Origin of the sequence: Brevibacillus fluminis, from assembly GCF_052072235.1 — a bacterium.
Taxonomy (GTDB): Bacteria; Bacillota; Bacilli; order Brevibacillales; family Brevibacillaceae; genus Brevibacillus_D; species Brevibacillus_D fluminis_A.
Window position 1 is genome coordinate 2,667,918 of record NZ_CM125436.1, and the last position, 13,844, is coordinate 2,681,761.

General features: G+C 52.0%; 13 protein-coding genes and 1 other annotated feature. Of the genes, 6 read left to right on the forward strand and 7 right to left on the reverse strand.

The genetic code is table 11. From position 1 onward, the window contains the following. Positions 1-55 precede the first annotated feature (55 nt). From serA to ACTID9_RS13250, 5 genes are all read right to left on the reverse strand, one after another. Positions 56-1,639, reverse strand: a complete 1,584-nt coding sequence (gene serA, locus ACTID9_RS13230; protein WP_441071850.1) for a phosphoglycerate dehydrogenase — start codon at positions 1,637-1,639, stop codon at positions 56-58. Then, positions 1,632-2,786 carry a pyridoxal-phosphate-dependent aminotransferase family protein gene (locus ACTID9_RS13235; RefSeq protein WP_441071851.1) on the reverse strand — a complete coding sequence of 385 codons (1,155 nt, stop codon included), beginning with the start codon at positions 2,784-2,786 and terminating at the stop codon, positions 1,632-1,634. The genes serA and ACTID9_RS13235 overlap by 8 nt, the downstream gene beginning before the upstream one ends. A gap of 66 nt (positions 2,787-2,852) precedes the next feature. Next, positions 2,853-3,101, reverse strand: a binding site (T-box leader). A 258-nt stretch (positions 3,102-3,359) separates the two neighbouring features. Then, positions 3,360-4,448 carry an HD-GYP domain-containing protein gene (locus tag ACTID9_RS13240; RefSeq protein WP_441071853.1) on the reverse strand — a complete coding sequence of 363 codons (1,089 nt, stop codon included), beginning with the start codon at positions 4,446-4,448 and terminating at the stop codon, positions 3,360-3,362. A gap of 261 nt (positions 4,449-4,709) precedes the next feature. Next, positions 4,710-4,919 (reverse strand): ferredoxin, encoded by a 210-nt coding sequence (locus ACTID9_RS13245; RefSeq protein WP_122920678.1) that lies wholly within the window; start codon positions 4,917-4,919, stop codon positions 4,710-4,712. A 105-nt stretch (positions 4,920-5,024) separates the two neighbouring features. After that, positions 5,025-5,855 carry a hypothetical protein gene (locus ACTID9_RS13250; protein ID WP_441071854.1) on the reverse strand — a complete coding sequence of 277 codons (831 nt, stop codon included), beginning with the start codon at positions 5,853-5,855 and terminating at the stop codon, positions 5,025-5,027. A 195-nt stretch (positions 5,856-6,050) separates the two neighbouring features. Here ACTID9_RS13250 and ACTID9_RS13255 point away from each other — a divergent pair, with 195 nt between their 5' ends. The 5 genes from ACTID9_RS13255 to ACTID9_RS13275 are packed head-to-tail and all read left to right on the forward strand — an operon-like array spanning position 6,051 to position 11,004. Continuing rightward, positions 6,051-7,181 (forward strand): helix-turn-helix domain-containing protein, encoded by a 1,131-nt coding sequence (locus tag ACTID9_RS13255; protein WP_441071856.1) that lies wholly within the window; start codon positions 6,051-6,053, stop codon positions 7,179-7,181. Continuing rightward, entirely contained in the window at positions 7,178-8,773 is a 1,596-nt protein-coding gene (locus ACTID9_RS13260) for a RecQ family ATP-dependent DNA helicase (RefSeq protein ID WP_441071858.1), read from the forward strand. The genes ACTID9_RS13255 and ACTID9_RS13260 overlap by 4 nt, the downstream gene beginning before the upstream one ends. After that, entirely contained in the window at positions 8,760-9,338 is a 579-nt protein-coding gene (locus ACTID9_RS13265; protein WP_441071859.1) for a lysostaphin resistance A-like protein, read from the forward strand. The genes ACTID9_RS13260 and ACTID9_RS13265 overlap by 14 nt, the downstream gene beginning before the upstream one ends. After that, entirely contained in the window at positions 9,339-10,007 is a 669-nt protein-coding gene (locus ACTID9_RS13270; protein ID WP_441071860.1) for a LysM peptidoglycan-binding domain-containing protein, read from the forward strand. A gap of 58 nt (positions 10,008-10,065) precedes the next feature. Next, complete coding sequence (locus ACTID9_RS13275; RefSeq protein ID WP_441071862.1) at positions 10,066-11,004, forward strand: NAD(P)/FAD-dependent oxidoreductase; 939 nt, start codon at positions 10,066-10,068, stop codon at positions 11,002-11,004. Between the two features lie 113 nt (positions 11,005-11,117). On the opposite strand, the gene ACTID9_RS13280 is transcribed toward ACTID9_RS13275, so the two are convergent. Further along, entirely contained in the window at positions 11,118-11,957 is an 840-nt protein-coding gene (locus ACTID9_RS13280; RefSeq protein WP_441071864.1) for a polysaccharide deacetylase family protein, read from the reverse strand. 354 nt (positions 11,958-12,311) lie between these two features. On the opposite strand from ACTID9_RS13280, the gene ACTID9_RS13285 reads away from it, so the two are divergent. Further along, positions 12,312-12,908 carry a genetic competence negative regulator gene (locus ACTID9_RS13285; protein ID WP_441071866.1) on the forward strand — a complete coding sequence of 199 codons (597 nt, stop codon included), beginning with the start codon at positions 12,312-12,314 and terminating at the stop codon, positions 12,906-12,908. Positions 12,909-12,988: 80 nt separating this feature from the next. Here ACTID9_RS13285 and ACTID9_RS13290 read toward each other — a convergent pair whose 3' ends face one another. Then, positions 12,989-13,738, reverse strand: a complete 750-nt coding sequence (locus ACTID9_RS13290; RefSeq protein WP_441071867.1) for a PIG-L deacetylase family protein — start codon at positions 13,736-13,738, stop codon at positions 12,989-12,991. Between the last annotated feature and the right edge of the window lie 106 nt (positions 13,739-13,844).

The following is a 13,844-nucleotide window of genomic DNA, read 5'->3' on the forward strand; positions in this document are numbered from 1 at the left end:
TGAAGTCGATCCGATAAAGAAAAACCCCGGCACAGCGTCCGGGGTTTTGACATGTTTACAGATCGATTTGGGTAACGCTTTTGATTTCGGACATTTCGCCAAGCGTATCGAGAATCTCCGCAGTAACGGCTTTGTCGATCGTGAGCATCATGATCGCATCTCCGCCTACATCGCGGCGTCCTACCTGCATGGTTGCGATATTGACATCGTTTGTGCCCAAGATCGTACCGACGCGGCCGATGACACCAGGGCGGTCGTTGTGGTGCACATAGAGCAGGTGACCGTTCGGTGCCACGTCGATCGCGAAATCGTCGATTTTGACGATGCGCGCGCCATAGCCGTTCAACAGCGTGCCTGCGACGAGGCGGGTTTGCTGATTCGTTTTCAGGCTCACGGTAATCAGGTTGGTGAAGCCTTTGTTGCTGGACGATTTTTGTTCGGTTACATGAATGTCGCGGGTTTTTGCCAAATGCGGCGCATTCACGTAGTTTACTTCCTCGCCCAGGTGGAAGGACAGAATGCCTTTGAGAATCGTGCGGGTCAATGGCGCTGTATCGAATTCAGCCAGCTCGCCGCTGTATGCGATCGTCACATCCTGGATCGAGCCGACCGTCACTTGTGCGATGAAATGGCCAAGCTTTTCGCCAAGGACGAAATAGGGCTGCACTTTTTCCATGACGTGCGCCGGGATCGATGGCAGGTTAACCGCGTTTTTGAACGGCTCGTTACGCAAAATTTTGATGATCTCTTCCGAAACGTCGATCGCGACGTTTTCTTGTGCTTCCAATGTCGATGCGCCCAGGTGAGGGGTCACAACAACTTGCGGCAGACCGATCAACGGGTTATCAACCGGTGGTTCTACCTCGAATACGTCGAGGGCGGCACCCGCCACTTTGCCGGTCAGGATCGCTTCATAAAGCGCTTTTTCATCGATGATGCCGCCGCGTGCGCAGTTGATGACGCGGACGCCTGTTTTCATTTTCTCGAATTCACGCGTCGAGAGAATGTGGCGGGTTTCTTTGATCAATGGCGTGTGCACGGTGATGAAGTCAGCTTGCAAAACGATGTCTTCCACCGTACCGTGGATGACGCCCAATTTTTGCGCGCGCTCCTCGGTCAAGAACGGATCGTAGCCGATGACGGTCATGTTGAACGCTTTTGCGCGTTTTGCCACTTCTGTACCGATGCGGCCCATACCGATGATCCCAAGCACTTTGTTGTTCAATTCAACACCCTGGAAGCTTTTGCGGTCCCATTTGCCATCAGTCAGCTTTTTGTGCGCTTGCGGGATGTTACGGGCAACCGCCATCAGCATGGCGAACGAATGCTCGCAAGTGGACATCGTGTTGCCGTCTGGCGCATTGATGACAACCACACCGGCTTGCGTAGCGGCATTGATATCGATGTTGTCGACACCGACGCCGGCGCGGCCGATGGCTTTCAGCTTTTTGCCTGCCGCCAAAACGTCAGCGGTTACTTGTGTTTGGCTGCGCACGAGGAGTGCGTCGTAGTCGCCGATTTCCGCGAGCAGATCGGAAGGGGAGAGACCCGGTTTTTGTACGACTTCAATGTCTGGCGCATCTAACAGTTTTTGAATCCCGAATTCGCTGAGTGGATCGCTAATGAGTACCTTAAACATGATTGATGTATACCTCCTGTGCTTTTTTGACGCCTTCTCCGAACGGAATGTCGACGCCCATTTCTTTCAGTGCCATTTCAATTGCCGAAATGACGGTGATTACATCGAGTGGCTCGCAATAGCCCATGTGGCCGATGCGGAAGATTTTGCCTTTCAGGTGCTGCTGACCGCCTGCGACGATCATGTTGTATTTGGTGCGCAAAATTTTGCGCAATTCCTCAGCATCAAATTTGCCTTGCGGATCGAGCGAGGTGACGGTTGCCGCACCGAATTCATCCGCAGTCATGAGCGGGATGCCCAATGCTTTCATGGCAGCGCGCGTCATGTCACGCATCAGCTCGTGGCGTTTGAAGATGTTTTCCAATCCTTCTTCTTCAAGCATGTTGCACACTTCTTCCAGGCCGAAAATGAGCGAGACAGCTGGAGTGTAAGGCGTCGTTTGCTCGGCCAGGCTTTTGCGGTATGCTTTCAAATCGAGATAGAAGGCTTGCGGCTTGCGGTTGTCGATCACGTTCCAGGCACGTTCGCTCGCAGCGATGAACGCGAGGCCGGTAGGGAGCATGAACGCTTTTTGCGAGCCGGTCACAACGATGTCGACGCCCCATGCGTCCATTTCCATTGGCACCGCGCCAAGGCAGCTTACCGCGTCAACGATGAACAGCGCATCCGATTTCGCGCGAACCACTTGCGCAAGCTCTGCGATCGGGTTGAGGATACCGGTGGACGTTTCGCATTGAGTCGCAAAAACTGCTTTCACGTTCGGATGTTCAGCCAGGAACGCTTCCAGCTGCTCGCCGCGGATCGGTTCTCCCCACGGAACATTCAGACGATGGGCGGTAATGTCATAACGTTCACAAATTTTTGCAAATCGTTCGCCGAAAGCGCCGCTTACCAGGACAGCGACTTCATCGCCAGCCCCAACCGTGTTGACGACAGCCATTTCCAAAGCGCTCGTACCGCTGCCTGCGAGGATGTACACATCTTGCGCCGTGCCGAAAAACGGCTTCAGGCGTTTGGCAACATCAGCGAACAGCTTGGAAAATTGGCCGCTGCGGTGACCGATCATCGGATGATTCATCGCTTGCTGTACGCGAGGGGGAATGGGTGTAGGACCTGGAATACGCAAAATCAATTTGTCTTGAAACATGATTTCTCAACCTCCATTTTTGTCTAGAAAATAAAATAACCTCTCGATCCACCCACTACGGCTGTAGTGAGGGGCGAGAGGAAATCATCAGTTCCGCGGTACCACCCTCTGTTTGTTTTCTCTTTCGCAAGAGAAAACCTCAACAGGTTCAAGACCTTGTGAGATAACGGATCACCCGTTCAAGCCTACTTGCGCAGATGCGCGTTCGGTTGAAAACTCAGAAGTGCTTATCTGTAAGAGGAACCACCGATTCGCAGCGACCATCGGCTCTCTGAGGGTTTCCTTGCTCCAGCTTCTCTTCTTCAACGTTACGTTGTATTTGTTTTGCTTGATGTGCTACCTACTTTATCACGGAGTTTTTACCGCGTCAATAGAGTTGCACCCAAAAAATCTTAACAATATCGAAAAAAAATAATTTATTGTTCGGTTTTTACATAAATGACACAAATGTAGCCATGGGTATTGTTGCGTTTTTGCCAACGGTGGTGTATATAGAATGTCCCACGCACGGTGAAATATGAAAAGCGCTTCCGTGCCAGTTTCTCCCGAGGTGACCGTCATGTTTTTGTAGCCTCACAATGTTTTACTGATTATCATACTCATATTCTCGCGCTTTTTCAAATCAATTTCGTAGGGAGAAGAGGTAGGTGATCCGTCAGGCTCCACAATGATGCGGATCGTAGGCCGATGCACGGCGAGAGGATCGACAAAGGATACGACTCCTACATGTCCCGTATTGAGCTGCACGGTCGTGGCTACCGGATAGATGGCGATGTGTCCCAGAAACTTTTTCACCAGTTCCAACTCGAATAACTGGTTCCCGCAAGCGAACAGGTACTCGACAGCCTCATTCGGCGCATAACCCGAACGGAATGGACGAGGGGAGATGAGTGCATCATAAAAATCGGCCAGGCCGACAATTTGGGCGAATTCGTGAATTTCGTCTTTTTTCAAATTGCGCGGATAGCCTGAACCGTCATAGCGCTCGTGGTGCTGCAGCGCACAATGGGCAGAGACGACCGAAATATTCGGTTGGTTGCGCAGCAGATTGAAGCCTTCCTCGGAGTGAAAGCGAATCCGCTGGCGTTCCTCGTCATTGAGGCTGGTGCGCTTGTTCCATAGTTCTTTGGGAAGCTGCGTCATGCCGATGTCAAACAAGAGGGCGCCGACACCCAAATCGATCATTTGATTGCGGTTGTAGCCTTTTGCCATGCCGAGGATTCCGGCCAAAACAGCGACATTGACGGCGTGGTGAAAAAAGTAACCATCCATGCCGTACAGGTGGCTCAGGTTGATTACGACGTTTTTCTGGGCGCTGACATCCACCATGATTTCGCCAAATATTTTACGAAACGACGTTCCGAGATCAGGCAATGAACACCTGCCGGCCATTTTGGGCTGATCCATGAGTCCGGTCATGGTTTTGTAAACGGTTTCCACTGCCAGCTTGCGCGTTTCATCACGCAACACTTCTTCCGGGATGATGTCTCCGGTATGCTTGTCCTCTACATACACGGTGTCAATCCCCATCCGCTTCAAGCGCTCGATATATCGGTCGGACAATTCCATGCCATGGCCAAGCAGCACATTTCCACTCTCGGTAAAAATGGTTCTGGCAATGATATCACCCGGTTTCACAGCGTTGATATTCAATTTTTTCATCCTGGTGTCCCTGCCTTATCGTCCATTATTCAATTCATCTTATTCAATGATTTTACCATATTTGAACATTTGCTTGGTGTAAAATTTGGTCATGATTGTGACGTGCCGGGGGACAGGGGCGTGGTTTTGGGCAAGACGAAAAAACACGAGCTTGAATGGCGCGTGTTTTTTCAAAAAACCGGTATGTACACTTTCCTGCAAGAAAAGCGTCGATAGAGAAAAACCGCTCATGCCAAAAGCCATGAGTGGTTTTCTAGAAGATTACTCTTCAACCTTGATGGAGTCGGTTGGGCAACCATCTGCAGCATCACGAACATCGTCAAACAGGATATCCGGAATTTCCGCTGTATTGGAGTTATCATCAATTTTGTTGAAAGCCAAGCCTTCATCATCGTAATCAAACACGTCAGGAGCTGTAGCACCACAAGCTCCGCATGCAATACAGGTATCTTTATCTACCCATGTAGTCATTGCGAATTCACCTCCCAATCCAAAGGTACGTCCCTTGCACATCCCATTGTATTCCTTGTTTAGTCAGATTTCAAGAATGAATCTGTCACAAATGCAAGAAAGTATTTATTTTGAAAAGGTCGGAATTTCTGGAGCTTTCAAATCAGGGTATAATTGCGCCCGCATTGACTGAAAATCGCCGAGTCGAACAGCATCCGTTGCTTCCAGCATGCGCGCAGCCTGATCGATGTCCTTCCATCCGAGCGTAGTAGCAGTTTCCCCTTGCAGCACGCTATCAATGCGGGCGGTTAAATCTTCCGGATAAAACGGATAAAATTGCTGGCCTTTCACCAAGGCTTCCGCCGCCAAAAAATTGCGCATATGGTAAGGGTACGACTTCCATTGGGCGGGGGACACTTGGGCAGGCTGCACTTTTGGTACCGCTCGCTGCTTCGTAACATATACGGCTTCCCATGTGGCCATCGCCTGGTATTGCAGCGCAGTAGCTGTATTCCATTGGTTGATGAAGCTGATCTGGTTGCGCATGGTCAACAAGTCGTCCGGCGTAAGCGACCCGAGCGAGAGTTTTTCCAGCAACTGATCGAGGCTTGCCCGATACGCGTCAAGGCTGTTGATGTATGCATATTTCGCATCCACAAGAAGCTGTGAGGTCGATGCGATGGTGGCTCCTTCCAGCTCTTTTCGCGTCGTCACGGCCAATGCCTGCAGTTCCTTGATGAGCGCCTTTTGCTCCGATTTTGTTTTGCCCGAAAATTGCGCCGCAGTGCTGAAATGCTTGTCCTTCAGCTCTTGAATATGTACGGTGACGCTATAATAGTACCGGATAAAATCTTGGTCGCGGTACAGCTTCTGTTCCTTCAGCAGACGTTCTTTCTCGAGCGCTTCCTGCTCGGCCTTCGCCGATGCCTGCAAATCCGATTGAATGCGGGTTTTCATCACGCCTGCGCCTAAAAAAAATCCACCAACAAAGCAGGCAAGTGTTATGATAATCATATACGTGACAAGGTATTCAGAACGAGTTAGTCGATTGGACATAAGAACCTCCGTGCTCAATAAAACGCATCCGTGCGTCAAGAATCATGTTCTAGTATAGCGTACAAATTCAGGTTTCGTGAATACAAAGGAGTAATTATGTGGGATTTGGATCAAGCGGAAGCTGATTTTTTTCAAACATTCGTCATAGGCGGACTGGCTCCTTTGGCTGGTGAACGTACGACACAGGCGCTCTATCATATTTTTCAGGGCAGACGGGCGAATCAAACGTATCAGGATGTGGAGATTTTTCAGCTTTACCCGTATTATCGGTTATTTCCGCGCCTTTCGAGAGAGCATTGGCAAAAAACGATGGAAACTTGTGTCGAGCATAATCTGATCGTGTTGGAAAAAATGAGCGGGACCACGCCGAAAATGACGTTTGCGTTGACGGAAAAAGGACAGGCATGCCGTGCGGAAGGGTGGGAACGCTACGAATTGTCAAAATGGTTGGCTCCTTTGCAGGAAAGTATCCAGGGACCTGAACTGCAGGAAATGTGGCTTCGTCTCCATTTGTTGATTCAAACCGTGTCCCAGCTCATTGATGATGCGCTTTCGTTTTTTCCGCAGGTTGGGCAGCGCACCATACAAGCATGGGTGAAGCTGCAGCTGCGCGACAAAGAAAAGCGGGAGGACTGGAAACGGGGGCTGTATGACGAGCTTGCCCTGTTACTGGACGGACTTGAGCCGCAGCTGCAAAGGCTCCTCATTGGACAGTGGAGCGGGGCGCGGAAAACAGGCATGACGATGCAGCAGATCGCTTTATCCGAGGAACGCCCGCCTTCGCTTGTCATCGTGATGATGATGTCGGCGCTGGCATTGTGCAAAAAACAGCTCCAGGCAGGAGGTGCCCGGCAATTTCCATTGCTTTCCTGCCTGGTGGAACAGAAAAAAGGCGGAAGCGCAGGAAAAGGCTCCACACTTCTCAGTTCAAGCGCGGAGGCAACCTTGGCCATGCTTGGGCAAGGGCTTGGCATCGCCGAAATTGCTGCGGCCCGGCAACTGCGAGCGAATACGATTGAAGATCATTTGGTCGAAATTGCTTTGCGCGTTCCCGAGTGGGACATGTCCGATTATTTGCAGCCGGAAGACATGGCGGCAATCATCCAAGCCGCCCGGCAGTTGAAGACGCGGCGCCTTCGGATGATCAAGGACCATTTTGGGACCAAATACACTTACTTGCAAATCAGATTGGCGCTCACGGGGCGCGGGGAAGGAGGAACGGGATGATGGATGATGTGCGCGAGCGCCGATTAACCGAGATGCTTCGGCAGTCATTCGGCCACTCCTCGTTCCGGCCCGGACAGCTGGAGATCATCGGCAGTGTTCTTTCTGGCCGAAATACACTGGGGGTATTGCCGACAGGTGGTGGCAAATCGGTCTTGTACCAATTGCTTTCGCTCGCCTTGCCGCACTTGACGGTCGTCATTTCTCCGCTTGTTTCATTGATGATCGATCAAGTGCAGCGATTGAGGCAAAACGGCAAGCAATATGCGGTCTATCTCAACAGTGCGTGCGATGCTGCCGAGATGAAACAAACGCTGCAGGAGATCCGGGGTGGCAAATACAAGCTGTTGTACCTGTCACCGGAAAAATTGCAGCAGCCGTATGTGCGGGCAATGCTGACGGCGCGGGGCGTCTCGTTGTTTGCCGTGGATGAAGCGCATTGTATTGCGCAATGGGGGCACGATTTTCGCACCGACTATTTGCGCTTGCCCGCCATTGTTGAGCAGTTGGGAAGTCCGCCCGTATTGGCTGTCACCGCCACTGCCACATCGGAAGCACAGCGGGAGATTGCCGAGCTGTTTTCGATTCATCCCGACAATCGCATCGTACAGTCCGTGAACCGCCCGAACATCGCGTTCGAGCGGGTTTCGGTGGAGAGCGAAGCGCAAAAAAGAGAGCTTTTGCTCGATGATTTGCGCAAGCTGACAGGACCGGGAATCGTCTATTGCTCGACGCGGCAGGCAGTGGAAACGCTTGTTTTGCAGTGCAGGCTGGCTGGCATCGAGCGGGTGCACGGTTACCATGGCGGGATGAACGGATTGGACCGGATGCTGGTCCAGGAGCAGTTTTTGCGCGGCGAGCTTGATGTGATTGTCGCCACGAACGCGTTCGGGATGGGCATTGACAAGTCGGACATTCGCTATGTGCTTCACTATCATGCGCCGGCAAGTCTGGAAGCCTATGTGCAGGAAGTGGGCCGTGTCGGACGTGACGGTCGGCCGGGCTATGCGAGATTGTACATGCTGGAAGAGGATGTGCAGATCCACTATCATATGGTAGGGGCTGAATATCCGGACGAAAACCGGATTTCCCAGGTGCTCAACTGGGTTGGCGCGCACCAGCGCGAGAGCATCAGTCTGCAGGAATTGGCCGAAGGATTTGACCTGTCAGAAAACCAGGCCGAGTTGATTTTCTTTTATGCCGAGCAATGCGGTCTACTCGACGGGCTTGCGCCAAACCGGGCCGGCTTCCAATTCAACATGCGAAAAACGGTAACGCCAGAAACGGTTCAACACATTAAAAGACACATCCACCATGCCAAATGGAGCAAGCTGCGCAAATTGCAGCAGATGACGGAATGGCTATCGTCTACACAGTGCTTGCGGCAAGGATTGCTGCGCTATTTTGACGAGGATGGCCGGCAGGAAGGGACGCTGCCTTGCTGCAGCATCTGTGGCGTTGACCGTAGTTTGTATGAATCTGTGCGTGAACCGGTACAAGCAAAAGCGGTCCGCCCATGGGACATGAAAGAAGCGCTGCGCCTGCTTTTGCCTGTTTACCCACCGGGGAAGGAAGAAGGCAATGTCACTCGATAATCAACAAGGGCGAGAGCCTCGGATGATCCGGCTCAATCTGTATTTGACGCAGGTCATCATACTGGCGGTGGCGCTCTCGCTCAGCCTATCATTGCATGGGCTCGCACAAAACGCAGCCTATTTTCATATCCCTGCGTTTTCGCAGATCGTCTGGGCCGTTCTCATCGCAGTTGCGGTCGCTGCATGCAGCATGATGCTGGAGCGGCTGCTGCCGGAGAATTGGATGGATGATGGCGGAATCAACAAATTCGTTTTTTCCCTGTTATCGCGCAAAGAGATCGTTTTGTTGTGCTTTCTGGTCGGACTTTGCGAAGAATGGCTGTTTCGCGGCGGGCTGCAGCCGCTGATCGGCAATGGATGGACAAGCGGAGTCTTCACGCTGCTACACATTCGTTACATGAAAAAGCCGGTCTTGTTTATCGGTGTATTTGCCATCAGTTACGTATTGGGCATGCTGTTTGACGCGTCTGGCGGATTGATCGTTCCCGTTGTGGCCCATGCCTTGATTGACCTGATTCAAGCTCTCTACGTAAAACAGAGGATGGAAAAAGAGAGGATGACATAGATGACGTTACCATCGCGAAAGCTGCGGCACAGCAATCGCAAAGCATCACCCCTCAGCCGGCTGCTTACGCTGGGGGTGATCCTGTTTGGCAGCATTTTTATCGTTTTCATTCTGTATGAATTGCTGCTCGCCCAAAACAGCGACACAAAAGAAGGCTTGCAGATCGTGCAAAGCGCGCAAAGCAGTGTGGAAGGTACCGGTGTGCGGGCGGACCCGGCAGGATCGGAAGCTGTGCCAGCCTCAGCTAACGTGACCGAACACACCGAAGAAAAAACAAACACCGATCAGCAAGCAGTCAATAACAGCGAATCAATAGTGACGACAACTCCAGTTAGCCCAAAACCAACCGATGTGAAGACAGCTCCTGCACCAAAGACACCTGCACCTGCGGCAAAGCCCGCATCACAAACAGCTGCAGCACCAACACCGCAGCAAGCGAACCCAACACCCACACCTGTGAAAACACAGCATGCAGAAACAAGTGAAAAACCAAAACCAAAAGTCGAGTCGATCCGGCACGTCGTCCAGAAAGGCGAAACGTTGATCCAGCTTTCCCGCAAATACTATGGCAACCAAAGCAGCGTACGCAAGATCGCCGCGTTCAACGGTTTATCTCCGGACAATGCGCTGCCGGTCGGCAAAGTGCTGTACATCCCTGTGTCCAAATGATCATAAGTTGACCGGTTCCGGCAATCCTAAAGGAGAATCGCGAAAAACGGAGGTCAACATGGCGACAGTTCTGGAGTTCGACACCTTGATTATCGGCGGCGGATTGGCTGGCTTGCAAGCGGCCATTCAGTTAGGCCGCAGCCTGCATCACGTTGCCGTGGCGGATAACGGAAGCGGAAGATCGTCGATCGCGAAAAACTACCGCAACATCCTGGGCTATCCGGACGGGGTAAGCGGGCAGCAGCTGCGCTCATTGGGAGAGCAGCAGGCGAGGCAGTTTGGTGTCTCCTTTTTCTCCGGTACGGTCACCTCGCTGACACAAAATGAAGATGGACGGTTTCGCGCTGAACTGACGGGATTGGATCAGGAGCCAACGGCATTTTTGGCCAAAACGATCTTGCTCAGCAGCGGGATCAAGGACCCATTCCCGACCATTCAAGGGTTGGACCCTTGCCTCGGGGAAAGTATTTTTATTTGCCCGGATTGCGATGGCTATGAGATCGTCAATCAGCATGCACTGGTGATCGGCTCGGGCAGTCACGCGGTCCAAATGGCAAAAACGCTGCGCTATTTCACGAAAACGATCACGATAGTCAATCATGACGGGGCGAAAGTCGAAGAACCGGAGCAAGCCTATCTCGTGCAGGAAGCGATCCCCATTCACCATGAACCCATTGTTCGCATCGAGCAGGAGGGAGGCAGATTAAAACGAGTCGAATTGGCCTCGGGAACCGTCATTGCGGTGGAAAAAGGGTTTCTCGCATTTCCGGGAGCCAAGCTGCAAACGTCGTTGCTCGCCGGTTTCGATCTGCAGCGACTGGATACCGGGCATATTTTGGCCAATCCCCGGACCAAAGAGACCACCTGCCGCAACATCTGGGCAGCCGGAGATGTGGTGGCCCATTCGCAGCAGGTCACGATCTCGCTGGGCGACGGTTCGCAAGCAGCGATCTGGATACATAAGCGTCTTTTAGAGATGGCAAAAGGGAACGGCTGAGGCCGTTCTTTTTTGCTGGATTTTCTTCTTTGTTTTTCGTGTGGGCTGGCACCCGTTCGTGAAAACACCATATATTTGTAGGGAGGAGTAGATTTGGGCGAACCGGGCAACCATCACTGCGGCTCTTGGTCAGTGGGGATGACAAAACGGTACCCCTTCTTTTCCAACTCGGTCAGGACTTCATCCAGCTCGTCAGCTGTCCACGTGCGGTCATGAAACAAGATTGTGGCTCCAGGGTGGATGTTGGCTGCGACTTGCTTCGAGATCGCATGCGGCTTTTTGTAGACGCGGGGTTCCCAGTCAAGTGAACCGACAGACCAATTGATGGACTGCATGCCACTGTGGCGGCATACTTCCTCCGAGACTGGAGTGAAGGCGCCGAACGGCGGCCGAAAATAGAGAGGTTTTTTACCGGTAATGTCTGCAATGATCTGGCTGGTACGTTCGATTTCCTCACGTTGTCTTTCCGCAGAAATTTTTCGCAGATTCGGATGCGTAAAGCTGTGGTTCCCGATAAGATGGCCGCGTTTTTCGATAGCAAGCAGCAGGTCAGCCTTGTCCGATTTGATCGTGAAGCTGCCATCCGCATGCCTTTTGGCAAGCTGAAGTCCGTTGACAAACCAGATTGCTTTTGCGTTGTGCTGATCGAGCACATCGAGAATTTGTTTCGTCGTCGTTCCCACAGGTCCGTCGTCAAACGTGAGAAGCGCGATTTTTTGCTGATGGCCGGTGGCGCGCGCATGGATGCGGTAATCGGAAGAGCGGACCACATATCGCTGCGCAAGATCGTGCGCAACGGGTTGAACAGATTGAGGAACAAGCGGCGTTATTTTTGTCTGACGGACGGAAAGCGGTGGCGCTTGTTCATTGTATACAGGAACGGTTTGCTGCGAACAGCCTGCAGCAAAGCAAAGTGAAGCCAGCATGAGCAGCATGCGATCAGATGGCTGCATGGGAAGTCCCTCCTACGTATCGTATCACCGCTTTAGTCTTGCCTATTTGTAGGGAATCACACATAAACCTAGAAGAAGGAGCTTTTCGTGGGAAACATGGCTCATGTTTCCTGGGAAAGCGCAAAAAACGACAATCGTCGAATCATCGCCAAATCCATTGGCGAAACACTTGGACGCGCGTGATGGGGTGGTTGCCCTATTGTCTTGTCCAAAATTATGGTATGATAGGAGAAAATTCGTTCTCTCTTTTTCAGATGCGCACGATGAAACAAGCATACCGATGAAGATGCGGAGAACCATTACAGGAGAAGATTCATACCCTGTAATACGACTGGATGGCGAGGAGGGACAGTCATGCGTGTAGAACGCCTTGGCCAAGACAAGATACGGATCTTTTTAACGTTTGACGATCTTTCGGAGCGAGGTATCGAGAAAGAAGACATGTGGCGTGACATTCCGAAAGTACATGAACTGTTCAACGACATGATGGAACAGGCGTACCATGAACTGGGCTTTGAGGTGTCCGGACCGGTCGCTGTAGAGGTATTTGCCTTGCCGGCACAGGGGATGGTCGTGATTGTCACCCGTGGCAAATCGGGTGCCAAAAACGAGAAAGAGGAAGAATACGACGAAGATGTCTACGAGATGGAAGTAACGCTTGAAGAGAGCGATTTGATTCTTTATTCCTTCCGTGACTTTGAACATATGGTCGAAGCCTCGCACCGCATTAACGCGATGCTGACAAATGGTGGTTCCGCCTACTTCTATCAAGGGAAATATTATCTTGTGCTCGAAGAGGTCGACCTCGATGAGGAGCGCTACAACAAGCTTATTGCAATCCTATCCGAATATGGCGAAGCGACGCCGACGACGATCTACGTACTGGAAGAGTACGGGAAGGTCGTCATTGCGGATGATGCTGTCAAAGAAATTTGTAGACGATTCCGATAAAAGCAAGCCTGCACAAAAACAAAGCATCCCATGCCGCTGCCAACGCAGTGTGCCCGGGATGCTTTTCCTTTTTCAATGTCTTATTCGATTCCCGCAAACAAATCGTCTTCCTTGCCAATAAGCGAGTAATGCGGCATGTTCGTCCATTTGAGCAAGTAAAAGTTGGTTATCGGCACATTGCGCGTATCTCCCTCCAAAACGCCGGGAAAAACCGCGTTCACAGAAAGGTGCTGGGTTTTGTGGGCGCGCAGCGCTTCCCCAACCACGACCGCTGCATCGGCAGAAGTAATCTCGGTGGTAATCGCGTCGGGTGAATCGGTATATACTTGTCTGCCCGCAGGAGTCGGGAGGGCGGATGAGCGTGTCACATGATAGAGCTTGCGCACCGGATTGTCGCCAGCAGGGATGGACAAAACGGCTTCATCCGTCGCGGCAGAGATCGCCTTGTGATCCGGATGCCCGGAGATGCCGTGGGAGGCAAACGTGATGACCACCTGCGGCTTTGTCGACCGAATCGCGGTGACGATGTGCGCAGCAAGCTCGGCGCGGGGCACATCGGACAAACGCTTATCTTCATAATCGAGCAGCTGCACGTTGTTGATGCCAAGCAGGCGCGCTGCGGTCAAAAGCTCCCTCTCCCGAACCAGCGGGAGTTCGTCTTGTGTACAGAGCGGAGGCTCTCCCGGCTTGCCTGCCTGGCCTCGCGTGGCACACAGCAAGGTAATCTCCGCTTGGTGTTCGGTGTGGTATTTGGCAATCGTGATGCCGGTCGCGAATGTTTCGTCGTCAGGGTGTGCGAACACAAGCAATATGCGTTTGGCGGACATCATTTACGAACCTCCTATGCAAGAATGGAAAGGATGTAGGTTATGCTATAACTGTATTATACAAGATTGGAAGCAGGCCAGCAGGGAAAACCGAACTGGCGAAAACCCT